This window comes from Shinella agrisoli, from assembly GCF_046557955.1.
In the GTDB taxonomy this organism is placed as follows: Bacteria; Pseudomonadota; Alphaproteobacteria; order Rhizobiales; family Rhizobiaceae; genus Shinella.
The window spans coordinates 102,103-120,565 of record NZ_JBJIEP010000006.1 but is presented as its reverse complement, the minus strand read 5'-3'; the positions used below and the strand labels follow the sequence as shown (position 1 = coordinate 120,565).

The 18,463-nt window shown below is 67.4% G+C and carries 16 protein-coding genes; 6 read left to right on the top strand and 10 right to left on the bottom strand.

Going from position 1 to position 18,463, the window contains the following annotated elements:
- Positions 1-87: 87 nt before the first annotated feature.
- The 3 genes from ACIIOY_RS07925 to ACIIOY_RS07915 are packed head-to-tail and all read left to right on the top strand — an operon-like array spanning position 88 to position 3,242.
- Positions 88-945 (top strand): ABC transporter permease, encoded by an 858-nt coding sequence (locus tag ACIIOY_RS07925; protein WP_411034104.1) that lies wholly within the window; start codon positions 88-90, stop codon positions 943-945.
- Positions 938-1,765, top strand: coding sequence for an ATP-binding cassette domain-containing protein (locus tag ACIIOY_RS07920; protein ID WP_411034103.1), 828 nt, complete (start codon positions 938-940; stop codon positions 1,763-1,765). The genes ACIIOY_RS07925 and ACIIOY_RS07920 overlap by 8 nt, the downstream gene beginning before the upstream one ends.
- On the top strand, positions 1,758-3,242 hold the full coding sequence (locus tag ACIIOY_RS07915; protein ID WP_411034102.1) for an HAL/PAL/TAL family ammonia-lyase: 1,485 nt from the start codon (positions 1,758-1,760) through the stop codon (positions 3,240-3,242). Before ACIIOY_RS07920 ends, ACIIOY_RS07915 begins: the two co-directional genes overlap by 8 nt.
- A 15-nt stretch (positions 3,243-3,257) precedes the next feature.
- On the opposite strand, the gene ACIIOY_RS07910 is transcribed toward ACIIOY_RS07915, so the two are convergent.
- The 10 genes from ACIIOY_RS07910 to ACIIOY_RS07865 all read right to left on the bottom strand — a co-directional run bounded on the left by ACIIOY_RS07910 (position 3,258) and on the right by ACIIOY_RS07865 (position 14,889).
- Entirely contained in the window at positions 3,258-4,187 is a 930-nt protein-coding gene (locus ACIIOY_RS07910; protein ID WP_411034101.1) for an XdhC family protein, read from the bottom strand.
- Position 4,188: 1 nt separating this feature from the next.
- Positions 4,189-4,776, bottom strand: coding sequence for a UbiX family flavin prenyltransferase (locus ACIIOY_RS07905; RefSeq protein ID WP_411034100.1), 588 nt, complete (start codon positions 4,774-4,776; stop codon positions 4,189-4,191).
- 3 nt (positions 4,777-4,779) lie between these two features.
- Positions 4,780-6,153 (bottom strand): UbiD family decarboxylase, encoded by a 1,374-nt coding sequence (locus ACIIOY_RS07900; RefSeq protein ID WP_411034099.1) that lies wholly within the window; start codon positions 6,151-6,153, stop codon positions 4,780-4,782.
- A gap of 231 nt (positions 6,154-6,384) precedes the next feature.
- The gene (locus ACIIOY_RS07895; RefSeq protein ID WP_411034098.1) at positions 6,385-7,329 is read right to left on the bottom strand and encodes an amidohydrolase family protein; all 945 of its coding nucleotides are present in this window, start codon (positions 7,327-7,329) and stop codon (positions 6,385-6,387) included.
- An 18-nt stretch (positions 7,330-7,347) separates the two neighbouring features.
- Positions 7,348-8,271, bottom strand: coding sequence for an amidohydrolase family protein (locus ACIIOY_RS07890; RefSeq protein WP_411034097.1), 924 nt, complete (start codon positions 8,269-8,271; stop codon positions 7,348-7,350).
- Positions 8,272-8,670: 399 nt separating this feature from the next.
- Positions 8,671-9,792: a CobW family GTP-binding protein gene (locus tag ACIIOY_RS07885; RefSeq protein ID WP_411034096.1), complete on the bottom strand. Its 1,122-nt coding sequence runs from the start codon at positions 9,790-9,792 to the stop codon at positions 8,671-8,673.
- Complete coding sequence (locus tag ACIIOY_RS07880) at positions 9,789-12,095, bottom strand: xanthine dehydrogenase family protein molybdopterin-binding subunit (protein ID WP_411034095.1); 2,307 nt, start codon at positions 12,093-12,095, stop codon at positions 9,789-9,791. The genes ACIIOY_RS07885 and ACIIOY_RS07880 overlap by 4 nt, the downstream gene beginning before the upstream one ends.
- Positions 12,092-12,574: a (2Fe-2S)-binding protein gene (locus ACIIOY_RS07875; RefSeq protein ID WP_411034094.1), complete on the bottom strand. Its 483-nt coding sequence runs from the start codon at positions 12,572-12,574 to the stop codon at positions 12,092-12,094. Before ACIIOY_RS07875 ends, ACIIOY_RS07880 begins: the two co-directional genes overlap by 4 nt.
- Complete coding sequence (locus tag ACIIOY_RS07870; RefSeq protein WP_411034093.1) at positions 12,571-13,434, bottom strand: FAD binding domain-containing protein; 864 nt, start codon at positions 13,432-13,434, stop codon at positions 12,571-12,573. Before ACIIOY_RS07870 ends, ACIIOY_RS07875 begins: the two co-directional genes overlap by 4 nt.
- Positions 13,435-13,497: 63 nt before the next feature.
- Positions 13,498-14,889, bottom strand: a complete 1,392-nt coding sequence (locus tag ACIIOY_RS07865) for a nucleobase:cation symporter-2 family protein (RefSeq protein WP_411034092.1) — start codon at positions 14,887-14,889, stop codon at positions 13,498-13,500.
- 161 nt (positions 14,890-15,050) lie between these two features.
- Here ACIIOY_RS07865 and ACIIOY_RS07860 point away from each other — a divergent pair, with 161 nt between their 5' ends.
- The 3 genes from ACIIOY_RS07860 (at position 15,051) to ACIIOY_RS07850 (ending at position 18,418) form a co-directional block, all read left to right on the top strand.
- Positions 15,051-15,947, top strand: coding sequence for a LysR family transcriptional regulator (locus ACIIOY_RS07860; protein WP_411034091.1), 897 nt, complete (start codon positions 15,051-15,053; stop codon positions 15,945-15,947).
- A 160-nt stretch (positions 15,948-16,107) separates the two neighbouring features.
- On the top strand, positions 16,108-16,902 hold the full coding sequence (locus ACIIOY_RS07855) for an aldolase (protein ID WP_411034090.1): 795 nt from the start codon (positions 16,108-16,110) through the stop codon (positions 16,900-16,902).
- Between the two features lie 220 nt (positions 16,903-17,122).
- Positions 17,123-18,418, top strand: a complete 1,296-nt coding sequence (locus ACIIOY_RS07850) for an amidohydrolase family protein (protein WP_411034089.1) — start codon at positions 17,123-17,125, stop codon at positions 18,416-18,418.
- Positions 18,419-18,463 lie beyond the last annotated feature (45 nt).

Below are 18,463 nucleotides of genomic sequence, written 5' to 3'. Positions count from 1 at the left end.
AGGCCCGGCGCACCACCGCCGGGACTGCCTGCCCGTTTCGCGATCCTTCGCACGGCCCTTGCGGCCGCAAGGCACGAAAGGCATCCGATGTTTCCGGACGAACTCAAGCTATCCATCCGAGGCCCCGTCAACCAGTTCGTCGAGACGCTCGTCATGAACTACGGCGGCGTGTTCAAGGCGATCTCGAACGTCATCCTTCAGGCGGTGCTAGCCATCGAGTGGGTCCTGCGCGGCCTGCCGTGGTGGAGCATCGTGCTCCTGTTCATGGCGCTCGCCTGGTGGAGCTCGCGGCGCTGGACGCTGACCGTCGCCGTCGGCCTTCTTCTCGTCGTCGTCGGCGTGCTGGGCCTGTGGGACCTCACCATGCAAAGCCTTGCGCTCATGCTGATGGCGACGATCGTCTCCGTGGTCGTCGGCGTGCCGATCGGCATCCTGGTGGCCAAGAGCCGCACGGTGCGCGCGGTGACGCTTCCCGTGCTGGACGTCATGCAGACCATGCCGAGCTTCGTCTACCTCATCCCGGCACTGATGCTGTTCGGCCTCGGCAAGGTGCCGGCCATCCTCGCGACGATCATCTACGCCGTGCCGCCCCTCATCCGCCTGACCGATCTCGGCATCCGGCAGGTGGACGCCGAGGTGGTGGAGGCGGCGACCGCCTTCGGCGGCAGCCCGGGCCAGATCCTCTTCGGCGTCGAGCTGCCGCTGGCGACGCCCACGATCATGGCCGGCCTCAACCAGACGATCATGATGGCCCTGTCGATGGTCGTCGTCGCCTCGATGATCGGCGCGCGCGGCCTCGGCGAGCAGGTGCTGAACGGCATCCAGACGCTCGACGTCGGCAAGGGGCTGGAGGCGGGCATCGGCATCGTCATCCTCGCCATCGTGCTCGACCGCATCACCCAGGGCTTCGGCAAACCGCGCGCAGAGGATCCGCGTCATGGCTGACATAGAAATCCGCAACGTCTACAAGATCTTCGGCAACAAGACCGATGCGGCCCTGGCGCTGGCGCGCGCGGGAAGGCCGAAGTCGGAAATCCTGGCGGAAACCGGCTGCAGCGTCGCGCTGCGCGACGTCAGCCTGACGATCGGCGCCGGGCGCATCTTCGTCATCATGGGCCTGTCCGGCTCGGGCAAGTCGACCCTGGTGCGCCATATCAACAAGCTCATCACGCCGACGAGCGGCGAGATCCGCTTCGACGGCGTCGACATCCTCGGCTTTGACGCCAAGGCGCTGCGCAGCTTCCGCATGCAGCGCGTCAGCATGGTGTTCCAGAGCTTCGCCCTCATGCCCCACCGCACGGTGTTGCAGAACGTCGTCTACGGCCAGCGCGTGCGCGGCGTCTCGAAGGCCGATGCCCGCGCGATCGGCATGAAATGGATCGAGGCGGTGGGACTGCTGGGCTATGAGAACAAGTATCCGTCCGCGCTGTCGGGCGGCATGAAGCAGCGTGTCGGCCTGGCCCGGGCGCTTGCCGCCGACACGGACGTCATCCTGATGGACGAGGCCTTCAGCGCGCTCGATCCGCTGATCCGCGCGGACATGCAGGACCAGCTCCTGCAACTCCAGCAGACCCTTTCCAAGACCATCGTCTTCATCACGCACGACCTCGACGAGGCCGTCCGCATCGGCTCCGAGATCGCCATCCTCAAGGACGGGGGGCTCGTTCAGGTCGGCCGGCCGGACGACATCCTCGACAGGCCGGCGACCGACTATGTCGCGCGCTTCGTGCAGCGCCGCCAACCTGCCGGGCATGCCCATGGCTGAGACCATCCTTCTCGACGGGCCGCTCCGCTGGCGCGACATCGCCGCGATCGCGGACGGCGCCGCGCCCGTCCTCTCCGGGAATGCCAGGGCCCGCATCCTGAAGGCGCGGGCGGTGGTGGATTCACTCGTGGAACGGGGCATCCGCGGCTACGGCATAAATACCGGCGTCGGCGCGCTCTGCGATGTCGTGATCAGCCGCGAGCACCAGGAAGCGCTTTCGCGCAACATCGTCCTGAGCCATGCCTGCGGCGTCGGCGAGCCGCTCGGCAGGGCCGAGACGCGCGCCATCGTCGCCGCGCAGGTCAACAACTTCGCGCACGGCTTTTCCGGCGTGCGCGCCGAGGTCGTCGACCTGCTGCTCGCCCTCCTCGCCAAGGACTGCATCCCGGTCGTGCCCGCGCGCGGCTCGGTCGGCTACCTCACCCATGCCGCCGCGATCGGCCAGGTCCTGATCGGCAGCGGCCATGCCGTCCACCGCGGCGAGCGCATCGCCGGCGGCGAGGCCCTGGCCCGCATCGGCGAAAGACCGCTCGTCCTCCAGGCGAAGGAAGGCCTCAGCCTCGTCAACGGCACGCCCTGCGCGACGGGGCTCGCCAGCCTCGCCCTTGCGCATGTCGAGCGGCTGCTCGACTGGGCGGACGCCGCAGCCGCCATGACCTACGAGAACCTCGGCAGCCAGGCGGGAACTTTCCGCGAAGGCCCGCTGGCGCTGCGCACGTCGCCCGGGCTTCACCTCGTCGGCGGCCGTCTCAGGGACTATCTCGACGGCAGCGCGCTGCTTTCGCAAAGCGCGGGCAGCAGGACGCAGGACCCGCTCAGCCTGCGCGGCATCCCGCATGTGCACGGCGCGGCGCGCGATGCCTTCGCGCAGGCCTGCGAGGTCGTGGACCGCGAGCTCGCCAGCATGACCGACAACCCGGCCGTCGCCGGCACGCCGGAACGGCCGGAAGTCCATTCGCAGGCCCATGCGATCGGCGCCTCGCTGGCGCTTGCGATGGACAGCCTCGCCGTCGCCGCCGCCTCCGTCGCGGCGATCTCGGAGCGGCGGATAGACCGGCTCGTCAATCCGCTCGTCAGCCGCCTTCCCGCCTTCCTCGCCGATGACAGCGGCATCCGCTCGGGCTTCATGATCGCGCAATACACCGCGGCCGCGCTCGTCGGCGAGAACCGGCGGCTGGCCGCGCCGGCGAGCCTCGACGGCGGCATCACCTCGGCGCTTCAGGAAGACATTCTCACCCATGCCACGCCCGCCGCCGGCAAGGCGCTCGCGGTCGCCGACAACCTGGAACGCATCCTCGCCATCGAGCTCCTGGCCGCGGCCGAGGCCTACGATTGCCAGCCTTCCGCCGCTGCCCGCGCCGCGGGAACGCAGGCGCTCTACGAACGCGTCAGGGCCCTGGTGCCGCCCTACCGCGACGACCGGCCGATGAACGAGGACTTCGAGAGGGTCCGTGCCCTGCTGCGGCGCCCTGCTTGAAGCGCGCCGGGTGCGTCACTCAAGAGACAGGCGGGCCTGCGCGATGTCGGCGACGATCGAGAGGGAAAGGGAACGGGAGTCCCGCGCCTTGTCGAAGATGCCGATCGGCGCCTTGATGCGGGCGAGCGCGGCCTCGCCGTGGCCGCGCCGGCGCAGGGCCTCGCAGCGCGCCGCATGGGTGCGGCGGCTGCCGAGCGCGCCGATGTAGAAGGCGGGTGAGGAAAGCGCGCGCTCGAGCAGCGGCATCTCCCGCTCGACATCGTGGAAGAGGAGCGCGACGGCCGTATCCCGGTCGAGATCGCCGGGTGAAGGCACGCCGCCGCGTTCGACGGCCAGCACCTCGTAGCCGGCGGCGGCCGCGACACGCGCCACCGCGCCGGTTTCGGCGGGGGTGCCGGCAAGGACGAGCCGTTCCTTCGGGCGGTATTGCCGGACGAAGCAATCGTCTTCCCAGCCGCCCCGCCCCTCGCCCGCCTCGAAGGCCAGGCTTCCGCCGGACGGATGATAGCGCAGGCGCACGGGCATGCGCCGCCGCAAGGCCGCAAGCGCCCGGTGCAGCACGGCCGCGTCGCGCAGGACGTGGATCGCGAGCGTGATGCCGCCGCCGCACGGCAGCACGATGTCGAAGAACGGCGAGCCCTCGCCAAGGCGAAGGCTCCTGTCCATGCCTTTCGCGAGGGCGATCACGGCCTCGGCGGCGACGGCCGCTTCGGTACAGCCGCCGGAGACGAAGCCGCAGTAGAGGCCGTCCCCGCGCACCGCCATCTGCGCGCCGATGGCGCGCGCGGCGCCGCCCCGGATCCCGACGAGGGTGACGAGAGCCGTGGCGTGGCCCCCGTCGAGCGACTGCGCGGCGAAGGCGAGGATTTCGATCGCGTCGTCCGACAGGAAGGCGGCACGGGGTTCGGGCGCGGTTTCCGGATCGGGGGCGATGCGGGCGGCCATGCTATTCCGCTCCTCCCTGCGTTCCCTGCCAGCGGTGCACGATGCCGGGGTCGAGATCGAAGAGGTCGAGCACCCGGCCGACCGTGTGGTCGACCATCTCCTCAAGGCTTTGGGGCCTCGCATAGAAGGCCGGGACGGGCGGGTAGATGATGCCGCCCATCTCCGTCACCTGCGCCATGTTGCGGATATGGCCGAGATGGAGCGGCGTCTCGCGCAGCATGAGCACGAGCCGGCGGCGCTCCTTCAGCACCACGTCGGCGGCGCGCGACAGGAGGTTGTCGGTCGTGCCCGTGGCGATCTCGGCCATGGTCTTCACCGAGCAGGGCGCGACGATCATGCCGAGCGTCCTGTAGGAGCCGGAGGAACAGACCGCGCCGATGTCCTTGTTGGAATGGGTGGTCGTCGCCAGCGCCTCGAGGTCCTGCTTCGTGAAATCGGCCTCGGCCGCGAGCGTGATGCAGGCCGCGCGCGACATGATCAGGTGCGTCTCGATGCCGAGGTCGCGCAGCACTTCGAGGATGCGCTTGCCGTAGACGACCCCGGACGCCCCCGAAATGCCGACGATCATGCGTCTTGGCCGCTCGCTCATCGCCTATCCCACGCTTTCGAGGAGCGCCGCCGCCCGGGCCGCGGCCTCGTCGCTGATGCGGGCGCGCACGCCGTGGAAGTTCGGCCCGCGCGTGGCGTCGAGGCCCATGCGCGAGGTCGTGCCGATGCCGCTCGCCGAGGGGTCGAGCGCATTGCCCGGCAGGCCCTCGATGATGACGACGTCCTTGTGCGGCTGGAAATGGGTGGCGAGCGCCCAGAGGACTTCGCCGTCCCTGGTGATGTCCACGTCGGCATCCACCACCACGACGGTCTTGAGGTACTGGTCCCAGCCGAGAAGGCCGAGCATGACCTGCCGCGCTTCGCCCTCGCGGGTCTGGTTCATCGCGATATAGGCGTGGAAATGGGTGCCGGAGGAGGGATAGTGCACGGCGGTGATCGAGGGGAAGCGGGCCTTCAGCTTCTCCACCACCTCCGCCTCGCGCGGCACGCGGCCGAGATTGAGGTGTTCGGCCGAATTGCCGCCCGCGACCGAGACGAGCATGGCGTCGCGCCGGCGCATGACGGTCTCGACGGTGAAGAGGTTGTTGGTCGAGCGGTCGGAGGAATAGCCGGTGAACTCGCCGAACGGCCCCTCCTCCACATGCGCCTCGGGATCGAGCACGCCTTCCAGCACGATCTCGGCATGGGCGGGGACGCGGATGCCGTATCTCGGCGTGCGCACGACCTGCAGCGGCTCGCCCATCAGGCCGCCGGCGACGTCGCGCTCGTCCTCGCCGAAGGCAAGGCGGGCGGAGGCGGCGATCATGAACAGCGGATGGCCGCCGATCACCATGGCGACCGGCATCGGCCTGCCCTTCTCCTTCGCCATGTTCATCAGCCGCCAGAGATGGCCGCGCGAATGGAGCGAGGTGGCGAGCGAGTTCTTGGAATGGATCATCGCGCGGTGATAGCTGAGATTGCCGGCGCCCGTTTCCGGGTGCTCGCCGATGATGATGCCGCTGGTGATGTACTTCGCGCGGTCCGTGTCGAAGTGCTTCAGCATCGGCAGCGCATGGAGGTCGACGGCCTCGCCGGAGACGATCTCCTCGGTGATCGGGCCGCTTTCCAGCACCTCCGGCGGGAAGGGCCGGTTGGCGCGGGCCTGGTAGGCCTCGTGAAGCCTGTCCGCCGTCGAGCCCAGCAGGCGGGCGATGCGCTCGCGCGAGGCGAAGATGTTGCAGAGGACTTCCGCGCCGATGCCGCTTACATTTTTCAGGTGCAGCATCGGATGGCGGCCCTTTTCGGCAAGGGCCCAGATCAGCGCCGTCGCGTCCTGGTCGTCCGAGACCGGCCGGTCGATGGTGACGACGTCCTCGGGATGCTGTTCCCGGTAGTCGGCCAGGAAGCGGCGGACGTCCTGCCTGTGGTGCTCTCTCATGTCTCGGCCTCGGGTGCTGCGGGTGTATCACGTGCCTGAAGGCACAATCGGCTTGCTGACGGACCTCGCCTCACACTCCACGTCATCCTCGGCCTCGTGCCGAGGATCTGCCGACGGATCGTAGGATCAATCCGTTGCAGATGCTCGGGACAAGCCCGAGCATCCGGAGGAGAGGCTTTCGGCCCTTGTCAGCATCCTGACGGCGCCCCGGAGGGCGCCGCCGTCGTCAAATCACGCGAATTCCAGATGCCTGCCGGTGGCGCGGTCGACGCCGGCGTAGCTGTCCTTGAGGCGCGCCTCGGCGTCCTTCAGGTCGCGCGGCGGCGGCGTCGGGTCGATGCCGACGAGCTTGGCGATGTTGTTGCCGAGATAGCCTTCCAGATCGTCCTCGGAGAGGTTGATGCCGTGCGGCGGGTCCTTGCAGAGCACTTCCAGTTCGCGCAGCCACATGCCCGGATCGTTCGGCGGGCTGTCCGTGCCGAAGACGATCTTGTCCTTCGGCAGCTGCTGGGCGAACTCGACGATGCGCGACTGGAAGCACCAGCCGGACTCGCAGTAGACGTTCGGCGTGTCCATCGCCATCCAGAAGGATTCGAACGAGTAGTTGCCGCCCGTCTGGATGCCGAAATGGCCGATGATGAAGTTGACCATCGGGAACTCGCGGATGATCGGGTAGAACATCGTCGGGATGGTGTAGGGGCCGTCGCCGGTGTGGATGAGGACGACCACGCCGAGCTCGGCGCATTTCTTCATCGCCGGACGCAGCCAGTCGAGCGCCCGGTCGGGACGGTAGCCGTGCATGTTGGCATGCAGCTTCAGCATCTTGAAGCCGTATTCCTTGACGTGGAATTCCAGCTCCGCCGCGCCGTTCTCAGGCCCCCAGCGCGGGTTGTAGTTGAAGTTGCCGATGAAGCGGTCCGGGTACTTCTGGCAAAGCTCGGCGCAATAGGCCATGTAGTCGCGGATGCCCTCGCGGCCCTTGCGGTTACCGTCGCGGTAGCCGGTATTGCCCGGCGGCGGCTGGATGAAGCCCATGTCGATCCGGCGCGGCTTGCCGTTGATCATGTAGGGGCCGTCCATCAGCTTGAGCATGCGCTCGCCGGTAAAGGGCGTGCCCGTATGGCGCCACGCCTCGTCGACGAGGTTGGTCGGGTGAAGATGGGTATCGATGATCATTGTTCACTCCGTTCAGGTTTACGCGGCGAGCGCGACGCCGTGCTGGCGCAGATACGCCTCGGCTTCCTCGACGGTGGCCGGCGGCGCGGTCGGCTCCAGGCCGATCATGCGGGCGACGTTGTTGCCGAGGTAGTCCTCCAGCGTCTCCTCGTCGAGGTTGAGCCCCTGCGGCGGCTCGTGGCAGAGGACTTCGAGAAGGTTGATCCACATGCCCGGCTCGTTCGGCGGCGTGTCGGAGCCGAAGAGGATCTTGTGCCTGGGCAGTTCCTTGGCGAACTCGACGATGCGCGACTGGAGGCACCAGCCGGATTCGGCGTAGACGTTCGGTGCGTCGAGCGCCATCTGGAACGGCTCGAACACGTAGACGCCGCCGGTCTGCACGCCGAAATGCGCGAGGATGAAGTTCACTTCCGGGAACTCGCGGATGATCGGGTAGAATTCCGTCGGGATCGAGTACGGGCCGTCGCCGGTGTGCACCTTCACCATCAGGCCGAGATCGGCGCATTTCCGCATGGCCGGGCGCAGCCAGTCGAGGGCGCGGTCGGGGCGGTAGGCGTGCATGTTCGCCTGCAGCTGCACCATCTTGAAATCGAACTCCTTGGCGTAGCGTTCGATCTCCTCGGCGCCGTTCTGCGTGCCGTAGCGCGGGTTGTAGACGAAGCAGCCGAGGAAGCGGTCCGGATGCTCGGTCACCATCTTTTCCGTATAGGCCATATACTGGCGGATGGCGGCCTTGCCCTCCAGGTCCAGGACATCGTGGGTGTAGATGGTGTTGCCCTGCGGCGGCTGGATGAAGGCCTTGTCGACGCGGCGCGGCTTGCCGTTCACGTAATACGGCCCGTCCATCATTTTCAGCAGTTTGTCGCCGGTGAACGGCGGCCCGTCGTGGCGCCAAGCCAGGTCCACCAGGTCGGTGGGATAGCAGCTTAGGTCAATTATCATTGGTTTCTCCTGTCGTAGAGGGTCCGGTCGATGCGGGGCCGCGCGATGAACGCCATGCCGGGACAAGCCGGGCGTGGATCCGCGATCTCAGGAAATGCCGGTGACGGAGGAAAACGGCCGGCACACCGCCCCCGAGACGGGGGCAACCGGGCGTTCCTTTCGCAGTCAGCATCGACATCGCGGCCTCATCTTCCAACAGACGGTGAGCAATTGTCGGTGCTTCTACTCGCCTTCGAAGGAACCACGGCAAAGGCTTTATGTCAATAAAATAATCAATCTAAGTCATTATTTTTAAAGGGTTTTCTTTGAAAAAACGGCAGCGACCGCCCGCGCGCTGGAGGGTGCGCGGGCGGTTCAGACAGAGGGACTTGAGCAGGCGGCTTTCGGCGGGAGAAGCGCCTAGGCCGCCAGGCATGCGCGCAAGTTTCTGTCTATGCCGTCTCGGTCGAGGTTGCGGCCGATGAAGACGAATTTCGATTTCCGCCTGTCCTCGCCCCAGGCATGATCGGCGCGGAAATCGACCAGCTTGTGCACCGCCTGGAGCACGAAGAAGCGGTCGTCGCCCGCCACCGAGACGATGCCCTTGGTGCGGAAGATGCCGTCGCCGTGCTCGCCGAGATAATCCTTCAGGAAAGAAGCCAGCTTCTCGCCGTCGAAGGGCTCGGGATAGACGAAGGAATGGGACGCAACCGTCGCGTCGTGGCTGTGCGGACGCAGGGCGGAGGCATGCCTGTGCCCGTGCCCGTGATCGTGGTGATGGTCCGGGTGCTCGCAGGCCGAATCCCGGCAATCATGGTGGTGATGGCCGTGCGCGTCGCCGTCGTCGTCCATGTCGATGTCGAGGATTTCCGCCCGCTCGCGCACGTAGGACGGCCGGAAGCCGTTGACGCCGAGGATGTTGGAAAGGTCGACCCTGCCATAGCTGGAGCGCAGGATCGGCGCGGTCTGGTTGAGCTTGCGCAGCGAGCCCTCCAGCGCGCCGAGGGCCTCTTCCGACGCAAGGTCGATCTTGTTGACGAGGATGCGGTCGGCCGCGACGATCTGGTTGACGGCCTGGTTGTCGCTGCCGTCGAGCACCGGGTCGTAGAGGTGCTGGTCGATGTGCTTCGCGTCCACCAGCGTCACGACGGCGTCGAGCTCCACCTCCTCGGCGACGCCCCGGTCGACGAAGAAGGCGGTGGCGACGGGCGTCGGATCCGCGAGGCCGGAGGTCTCGACGATGATGTGGTCGAACTTGTCCTTGTGGCTCAGGAGCTTCTTCATCACGTCGATCAGGTCGTTGCGCACGTCGACGAAGCAGCAGATGCAGCCGTTCTGCATCTGGAAGATCTCCTCGTCCGAGGCGAGCACCAGGTCGCTGTCGACGTCCACCTCGCCGTATTCGTTCTCGATCACCGCGATGCGGTGGCCGTGGCGCTCGGTGAGGATGTAGTTGAGCAGCGTCGTCTTGCCCGATCCCAGGAACCCAGTGAGGATCGTGATCGGGAGTTTGCGGTTCGCCGGCTGGATGTGCATGTTCATGCGCCCTTCTCCCTCAAGGCTTTCAGGATGTCTTCCGGGGTGATCGGATAGTGGTGGAAGCGCACGCCGATCGCGTCGTGGATGGCGTTGGCGATGGAGGGGCCGATGGCGATGATCGGGTCTTCGCCGACGCCCTTGGCGCCCCAGGGCCCGCCCGGATCGGGCGCGGCTTCGAGGATGATCGTCTCGATGTCCGGCATGTCCATGGACAGCGGCATCTTGTAGTCGACAAGGCCGGCATTGAGCGAGCGGCCGGTCTTCTTGTCGATGACGTAGTCCTCGGTCAGCGTGTGGCCGATGCCCTGCTGGATGCCGCCCTCGATCTGGCCCTCGGCGGCGACCGGGTGGATGACCCGGCCGACGTCGTGCACCGGCACGACGCGCTTGACCTCGACGATCCCGGTCTCGGTGTCGACCTCGACCTCCGTGAAGTGCGCGGCGAAGGAATAGGACTTCGTCGGCTCGTAGGTGCCGTTGCCGACGATGTTGGCGGCGGGAATGCCGCGCGAGGGGCCCATCGCCTCGGCCACCGTCATGAAGCGGCCCGGCTCGGCCTTGACGAAGATTTTCCCTTCGGAAAGGTCGATCTCGCCGGCCTTGACCTGGAGCTTCATCGCCGCCCGCCCGAGAACGGCCTCGCGCACCTTGCCGGCGGCCATCTTGGCGGCGGTGCCGACGAGATAGGTCGTGTGGCTGGCAAACGCGCCGATGTCCCACGGCACGACGTCCGTGTCGCCATGGACGACGCCGACATCCTCGAAGCGCACGCCGAGCTCCTCCGCGACGATCTGCGCCAGCGCGGTATGGGCGCCCGTGCCGAGGCCGGCCGCGCCGGTCAGCAGCGTCACCGTGCCGTCCTCGTTGACCTTCACCGTGGCGTTGCCCTGCTCCTTGATGCCCGGATAGGCGGAGGAGCCGTGCATCTCGCAGCCGACGCCCCAGCCCTTGCGGATGTGCGGGCGCTTCGGGTCCGGCGTGCGGTCGCGCTCGCGCAGCTTCTTCCAGCCGACGGCCTCGATGCCGTGCTCGATGCAGGTCTCCAGCCCATGGCCGATGATCGGATGGCCGGAGGGCGCGATGTCGCCCTGGCGCACGGCGTTCTTCAGCTTCAGGTCCGCCGGGTCCATGCCGAGCCGTTCGGCCGCCTCGTCCATCTGGATGTCGAGGGCATAGTAGCTCTGCACCACGCCATAGCCGCGGAAGGCGCCGTTGATCGGCGTGTTGGTGTAGACGCAGCGCCCTTCGAGCCGCACGTTCTCGCAGCGGTAGAGCGAGGTCGCGGCATTGGTGCCGACGATGGTCACGCCCGGGCCGTGCGAGCCGTAAGCGCCGGAATCGTAGACGAGCTTCATGTCGCGGGCGACGAGCGTGCCGTCGTTCCTGAAGCCCTGCTTCAGCCAGATCCTGCAGGGGTGTCGGGCGCGCCCGGCCACGAAGGTCTCGTGGCGGGTGAACTCCATCTTCACCGGCCGGCGCGTCTCCTTGGCAAGGAGCGCGCAGAGGAATTCGTGCTGGAAGAGGTCCTGCTTGGCGCCGAAGCCGCCGCCCATGTGGTCGACGAGGACGCGCACCTTGGTCAGCGGCAGGCCGAGCACTTCGGCCAGGATGCCGCGCACCATGAAGGAGGTCTGGGTCGAGGTCCAGAAGGTCAGCTTGTTGGAGCCGTCCCAGTCCGCGATGCAGACATTCGGCTCCATGTAGGCCGGATGCGGCCGCCCGCCGGAGAAGGTGCCTTCGAGCACGAAATCCGCCTCGGCGAAGCCGGCCTCGACATCGCCGCGGCTGACGCGCACCGGATCGAGCACGAGGTTGCCGCCGGGGCCGACGTCGTGGATGAGCGGCGCGCCCGGCCGGGCCGCGTCTTCCGGCTCGAAGACGGCCGGCAGGGCCTCGTATTCCACCTCGATCAGGTCGAGCGCCTCGTCGGCGATCTCCTCGCTGGTCGCGGCGACGGCGGCGACGCCCTCGCCCCAGAACCGCACCTTGCTGTCGAGGATGTACTGGTCCTTGGTGCAGGAGGCCGAGCGCGGGTGCGGCGAGCCGTAGTGCAGGACGCGCGGCACGTTCTCGTGCGTCAGCACCGCTTTTACGCCCGGATAGGCGAGCGCCTTGCCGACGTCGATGCTCCTGATGCGGGCATGGGCGACGGCGGCGCGCTTGATCTTGCCGTAAAGCATGCCGGGCAGCTTGATGTCGCCGGTGTACTGCGCCTCGCCCGTGACCTTTTCGAGCACGTCCTCGCGCCGGACGCTCTTTCCGACGATCTTGAACGCGCGCTTCTCGATAGGGGTGGTGATGTTCATGATCTTGCTGCCTCCATCGCGCGCGCGGCGGATTTGATCGCGTCGAAAATCTTGGTGTAGCCGGTGCAGCGGCAGATATTGCCGGAGAGGCCGAAGCGGATGTCCTCGTCGGTCGGGTTCGGGTTGTCGTCGAGCAGCTTCTTGGCCATCATCAGGATGCCCGGCGTGCAGAAGCCGCATTGCGAGGCCCCGTGCCGCATGAAGGCGTCCTGCAAGGGATGCAGCTCGCCGACGTCCGGCTGGAGCCCCTCGATGGTCTCGACCGTGCGGCCTTCCGCCTCGACGGCGAGCATGAGACAGGCATTGACCGGCTCGCCGTCGACGACGACGGTGCAGGCGCCGCAATCGCCGACGTCGCAGCCCTTCTTGGTGCCGGTGAGGCCGACCTCGTCGCGCAGCGCGTCGAGCAGCGAGCGGCAGGTCTCGACCGCGATCTCGCGCGCCTCTCCGTTCACGGTGAATTCGACGATCCGTTTCATGCGGAAGCCTCCAATGCCTGTCTGATGGCGCGGCCCGTCAGCACGCCGACCATGTCGCGGCGGTAATCGGCGCTGGCGCGCACGTTGCTGATCGGCGTGCACTCCTCCATCGCCCTCGTCGCGGCGCTTTCGACCGTTGCCGCATCGAGCGCCGTGCCGCGCAGCATGGCTTCGGCCCCGGGGGCGCGCAGCACGGTCGCGCCGACCGCGCCGAGCGCGATGCGGATGTCGCTGCACAGGCCGTCTTCCATGGAGAGGCTGACGGCGACGCCGACGGTGGAAAGCTCCATCGCCTTGCGGCGGCCGTGCTTGATATAGGCCTTGCCGGCGTTGTCGGCGGCAGGCGGCACGGTGATGCCGGTGACGATCTCGCCCCTGGTAAGCACGGTCCTGCCGGGGCCGGTGAAGAATTCGGCGAGCGGCACGACGCGCATGTTCGTGGGGCTGTAGATGTGGATGAAGGCCCCGTCCGCGACGAGCGGCGGGATCGTGTCCGCGGACGGCGAGGCGCGACAGACGTTGCCGGCGACCGTGGCGCGGTTGCGCACCTGGATGGAGCCGAGCGAGGCGAGCGCGGCGCGCAGGTTCGGGTAGCGCTCGCGCACCAGCGGCAGGCGCTCCAGCCGTCCCACGGTCACAAGCGCGCCGAAGGTCAGGCCGCGCGTCTCGTCATAGGCGATGTCGGACAGGCCCGGGATATGCTTGATGTCGACGACATGGCGCACGCGGCGCAGCCGCTCGCGGATCTCGACCAATAGGTCCGTGCCGCCGTTGAACAGGAAGGTGTCCTCGCCGAGGTCGGTGAGAAGGCGGGAGGCATGCTCCAGCGTCTCCGCCCGATGGTATTCAAAGCGCCTCATGGCATTCCTCTTGGGGTTCGGGGCTCCGGCGGCGCCAGGCCGCCGGACTGATGCTTCGGCTCCTCAGGCCGGGTCGGCCGCGGGCGCGCCGTTCTTGAGCTCGGGCGCGTCCGTCTCCTTCGCCGGTATGCCGTTGAAGAGGATGTTGAGGAGCGCCGCCGCGAAGGTGCCGACGAGCACGCCGCTGTGCAGGAACTTCTCCATCGCCGCGGGCAGCTTGTCGAAGATGTTCTCCGCCACCACCGGCACCATGGCGAGGCCCACGCTGACGGCCACGATGTAGAGGTTGCGCCGGTTCGCGGCGAAATCGACCTTCGACAGGATCTTGACGCCCGTCGCCGAGACCATGCCGAACATCACGATGGCCGCGCCGCCGACGACATAGCTCGGGATGGACGCGCTGACGAAGGCGACCTTGGGCAGCGAACCGAGCAGGATCAGGATGACGCCGCCCGCCGCCACCACCCAGCGGCTGAGGACCCCGGTGATCTGGAGCAGGCCGACGTTCTGCGCATAGGTCGTGTAGGTGAAGGTGTTGAGCAGGCCGCCGATGATGTTGCCGACGCCGTCGGTCCTCAGGCCTCGGGCAAGGTCGGCCTGCGAGATCTTGCGTCCCGCCATGTCGCCGACCGCCAGGAACTGCCCGGTCGATTCGATCATCATGACCGTCATGACCGCACAGAGCGATAGGATCGACCAGAACTCGAAGACCGGCCAGCCGAAGGCGAGCGGATGGATGATGCGCACCCAGTCCGCGTCCGCCACGCCGTGGAAATCCACCCTGCCGGCGGCGATCGCGATGGCAAAGCCGATGCCGATGCCCATCAGCACCGCGAGATTGGACAGGAAGCCTTTCAGGACGCGCGTCAACAGCAGGATCGACAGGAGCACGATGGCCGCGACGGCGAGCGCGAAGGGCGCGCCGTAGGCGGGATTGGGGATCATGCCCTCCGGACCGCGGATCATCGGCTGGCCGCCCGCGGCCCAGTTCACGCCGACGCGCATCAGCGAGAGCCCGATGACCAGCATGACCGTGCCGGTGACGACCGGCGGGAAGAACCGCACCCAACGGCCGAAGAAGGGAGCGGCGATGATGGTGAAGACCCCGGAGCCTATGACGGCGCCGATGACGCCGGGCATGCCGAGATCGGGATTGGTGCCCGTCGCGATGATCGACGGGACGGCGGTGAACGAGATGCCCATCATGATCGGCAGCCGGATGCCGACGTTCCAGATGCCGAGCGACTGGATGATGGTGACGATGCCGCAACAGAACAGGTCCGCGCTGACCAGCATCGCGATCTGTTCCTTGGGCAGTTGCAGGGCGCTGCCGACGATGAGCGGCACGGCGACCGCCCCGGCATACATGACAAGAACGTGTTGCAGGCCCAGAGCCATGAGGCTCGGGACAGGATACATCTTCTCGACGGGATCCGTCGTTGCAGGATGGGTCATTCGCTTTCCTCCCAGCGAATAGCGTTCCGGCGCGGTGGGGGGCATCTTGGCCTCATGGTTCGTCACCGCACGCCGTACCAGGGGATCATGCGGCTGGCCAAATCAGTAAACAATCGGCATAATTATATTTATTCATCTAATGACTGAATGAATGGATCGGCATGGACATCACGCTGAAGCAGCTTCGGGCCTTCGTCACCGTCGCCAATCTCGGGCAGTTCACGCTGGCCGCAGACAGGCTCGGCTCCTCGCAGTCGGCGGTCAGCACGCTGGTCCGGCAGCTGGAGAACAATCTCAACCTGCGCCTCTTCGACCGGCACACCCGCCTTCTTCGCCTGACGCAGGCGGGCATGGACATCCTGCCGGTCGCGGCCCGCGCCGTCGCGGACATCGAGGGCATGGTGGAAAGCTCGCGGGAGCTGAACGCGCTCCGGCGCGGCAAGGTGTCGATCGCCGCCGGCACGGTGCAGGCCGCGCTCCTGCTGCCGCAGCTCGTCAACGCCTTCAACAAGCTCTATCCCGAGATCACTGTCGCGCTCCACGACGTCGCAGAGAAGATCGTGCTGGAGCACGTCGCCAACGGCTCGGTGGACCTCGGCCTCGGCACGGTGCCGGAGGAGGACGCCGATCTCGTCGGCACGCGGCTCATGACCGACGAGTTCCTGGTCGTGCTGCATCCCGACGACCCTCTCGTCAAGGTCCCGAAGCTCCGCTGGAACGACCTTTCCGAGCGCAGGCTCATAGGCCCGCAGCGCGGCAACCCGATCCGCGAACGGCTGGAAAGCGAGCTGGCGCGAAACGGCATCATCCTGCCGCTCGACAAGGCGATGCAGGAGGTGGCGCTGCCGCTGACCATCATCGGCATGGTCGAAGGGGGGCTCGGCGTGGCGATCATGACCTCGGCGGTCGTCAGGCTCGCGACCTCCATGGGCCTCGTCGTGCGCACGCCGACCGAGCCGCACATCAAGCGCGAGGTGAGCCTGATCCAGAAGCGGGCGCGCTCCCTCTCCCCCGCCGCCCGGCGCTTCCGCGATTTCCTGCTGAAATCGGCGCATTGACCCGGCGAGGGATTGGGCGCTAACTCATGGCGCTGCTGGACTGCGCGACGCGCAGGCAGGCAGGGCGCAGCGTCCGCGACAGCTCCGCTGCGCGCGGCGGCCGGCGCCGATACGCCGCCCGGCCAGCCGCCGCTCCAGCCACACCAGACCAGGAGCACCCATGGCCCACTCCCTGAAAGACCGCGCCGCGCAGGAACACGCCCGGCCGAATCGCCCCGACCTCTCCACCGACGCCATCCGCACGGCAAGGGAAGACCTCGCCGCCTGCTTCCGCATGGCGGCCCGCAACGGCTTCGAGGAAGGCATCTGCAACCACTTCTCGGCGGTCGTTCCGGGGCACGACGACCTGTTCATCGTCAACCCCTACGGCTATGCCTTCCGCGAGCTGACGGCCTCCAGGCTCCTCATCTGCGATTTCAACGGCACCGTCGTCGAGGGCGAGGGCGAACCGGAGGCGACGGCCTTCTACATCCATGCCGAGATCCACCGCCGCCTGCCGCGCGCCAGGGTCGCCTTCCACACGCACATGCCCTATGCGACCGCGCTTTCCATGACGGAGGGCCCGCCGCTGATCTGGGCCGGGCAGACGGCCCTCAAGTTCTACGGCCGCACCGCCGTCGACGCGAACTACAACGGCCTGGCGCTCGACCACCGCGAGGGCGCGCGCATTGCCGATGCGGCCGGCGACGCCGACATCGTCTTCATGAAAAACCACGGCGTGCTGGTGCTCGCGCCGACCGTCGCGGAAGCCTGGGACGACCTCTACTACCTCGAACGGGCGGCCGAGGTGCAGGTGCTCGCCCTGTCGACGGGCCGCGAGGTCCTGCCTGTCGATCCGGCGATAGCCGAGGCCGCCTACCGGCAGATGCGCGAAGGCGATCCCGGCTCCGCCAAGGCCCATCTCGCCGCCATCCGCCGCCAGCTCGACGCGGAGGAGCCGCAATACCGGCATTGAAGCCACCGGCGGGCCTGCGCTGACGCCATGCGGCCGGCGCAGGCCTGATGAAGCCATAATGCATTGATTTCATTTTATTTTCTTGAAAGCATCCCGCAGCTGCGAAAAATCCTGGCATCCGCGATTATTGTCAATATTTTATTAAATCATTGAAATAATGAATTTGTTTGAACTAATGGCCCGTGCTTAGTCTTCCGCCATAACAAGAAGGTGGGGACGAATGGTACGTGACAATCCAATCGCGTCGCTCGCAGATCTGGCCGCCGGCCGGTCCTTTGCGCTCACGGGCGGAACCGTCATCCAGGCGGACGGCTCGCAATCGGCCAGCGACATCATCGTTGGGGCGGACGGGCGCATCGCCGCCGTCGAACCGTTCCTCGACACCGGCTCCTGCGGCGCCTGCGCCGACATTTCCGGCATGCTGGTCTCGCCCGGCTTCGTCGATGCGCACCAGCATCTCGACAAGACCGGCGTGCTGCGCTTCACGCCCAATCCTTCCGGCACGCTGCAGGGCGCCCGCGAGGCCTTCGCCAGATATGCCCGCACCGCCGGCCCGGACGACATCCGCAAGCGGGCGGCCCGCACCCTGGAGCGATGTCTTTCCCGCGGCACGACGGCCATCCGCAGCCACATCAACGTCGACAAGGACGCCGGCTTCCACGGTATCGAGACGCTGGCCGGCATCCGCGATGCCTCGAAGGACCGCATCACGCTCCAGCTCGTCGCCTTCATGACGCCGCATCCCGGCCAGGACTTCGACTGGCTGGGCGAGAACATCGACGGCGCCGTTGCGCTTGCCGACGCCGTCGGCGGCACGCCCGCCGTTTCGGAGGACCCGCCGCGCTATCTCGACATCCTGTTCTCCGCGGCCGTGAAGGCGGCAAAGCCGGTCGACCTGCATCTCGACGAGCATCTCAATGCCGGCGTGCACTTGCTGGACGCGGCCCTCGACCGGGTCGAGCGCTTCGGCATGCAGGGCCGCACCGTCTTCAGCCACGTGTCGGTGCTGAGCGCCCTGCCCCGCCGGGACTTCCAGCGCATCGCCGAGCGCATCCTGGCGCTCGACGTCGGCGTCGTGACGCTGCCGGCGGCCAACCTCTACCTGCAGGGCCGCGATGCCGAGACGCTGCCGCCGCGCGGCCTGACGCGCGTGGCCGAGCTCCACCGGGCCGGCGTCGCCATCGCCACGGCCTCGGACAACATCCAGGACCCGTTCGTGCCGACCGGCTCGGGCGACATGCTGGAAATCGCCCGCTGGACGCTGCTGGCGGGGCACCTGCGCGGCGACGAGCTTGCCGCCGCCCACCGCATGATCACGGCGGCCCCGGCCCGCCTGATGGGCCTCGGCAGGGACTACGGGCTGCGCCCGGGGGCCCGCGCCGACTTCGTCGTCACCGACTGCATCGACACCGATACGCTGGTCGCCAGCGGGCCGGACCGTGCCTTCGTCTTCTCGAAGGGGCGCCTCGTCTCGCAAAGCGCAACCGAAAATACCCGCATGAAGGAGGACGCATAAGGGAACGGCGACTCCGGGGGGATTGGAACTTCAATCTAATGGGAG

What these genes read in the sequence shown, in the direction of transcription:
- ACIIOY_RS07925 (WP_411034104.1), top strand. Translation starts at nt 88, where the DNA reads ATGTTTCCGGACGAACTCAAGCTATCCATCCGAGGCCCCGTCAACCAG.
- ACIIOY_RS07920 (WP_411034103.1), top strand. Translation starts at nt 938, where the DNA reads ATGGCTGACATAGAAATCCGCAACGTCTACAAGATCTTCGGCAACAAG.
- ACIIOY_RS07915 (WP_411034102.1), top strand. Translation starts at nt 1,758, where the DNA reads ATGGCTGAGACCATCCTTCTCGACGGGCCGCTCCGCTGGCGCGACATC.
- ACIIOY_RS07910 (WP_411034101.1), bottom strand. Translation starts at nt 4,187, where the DNA reads ATGGCCGCCCGCATCGCCCCCGATCCGGAAACCGCGCCCGAACCCCGT.
- ACIIOY_RS07905 (WP_411034100.1), bottom strand. Translation starts at nt 4,776, where the DNA reads ATGAGCGAGCGGCCAAGACGCATGATCGTCGGCATTTCGGGGGCGTCC.
- ACIIOY_RS07900 (WP_411034099.1), bottom strand. Translation starts at nt 6,153, where the DNA reads ATGAGAGAGCACCACAGGCAGGACGTCCGCCGCTTCCTGGCCGACTAC.
- ACIIOY_RS07895 (WP_411034098.1), bottom strand. Translation starts at nt 7,329, where the DNA reads ATGATCATCGATACCCATCTTCACCCGACCAACCTCGTCGACGAGGCG.
- ACIIOY_RS07890 (WP_411034097.1), bottom strand. Translation starts at nt 8,271, where the DNA reads ATGATAATTGACCTAAGCTGCTATCCCACCGACCTGGTGGACCTGGCT.
- ACIIOY_RS07885 (WP_411034096.1), bottom strand. Translation starts at nt 9,792, where the DNA reads ATGAACATGCACATCCAGCCGGCGAACCGCAAACTCCCGATCACGATC.
- ACIIOY_RS07880 (WP_411034095.1), bottom strand. Translation starts at nt 12,095, where the DNA reads ATGAACATCACCACCCCTATCGAGAAGCGCGCGTTCAAGATCGTCGGA.
- ACIIOY_RS07875 (WP_411034094.1), bottom strand. Translation starts at nt 12,574, where the DNA reads ATGAAACGGATCGTCGAATTCACCGTGAACGGAGAGGCGCGCGAGATC.
- ACIIOY_RS07870 (WP_411034093.1), bottom strand. Translation starts at nt 13,434, where the DNA reads ATGAGGCGCTTTGAATACCATCGGGCGGAGACGCTGGAGCATGCCTCC.
- ACIIOY_RS07865 (WP_411034092.1), bottom strand. Translation starts at nt 14,889, where the DNA reads ATGACCCATCCTGCAACGACGGATCCCGTCGAGAAGATGTATCCTGTC.
- ACIIOY_RS07860 (WP_411034091.1), top strand. Translation starts at nt 15,051, where the DNA reads ATGGACATCACGCTGAAGCAGCTTCGGGCCTTCGTCACCGTCGCCAAT.
- ACIIOY_RS07855 (WP_411034090.1), top strand. Translation starts at nt 16,108, where the DNA reads ATGGCCCACTCCCTGAAAGACCGCGCCGCGCAGGAACACGCCCGGCCG.
- ACIIOY_RS07850 (WP_411034089.1), top strand. Translation starts at nt 17,123, where the DNA reads ATGGTACGTGACAATCCAATCGCGTCGCTCGCAGATCTGGCCGCCGGC.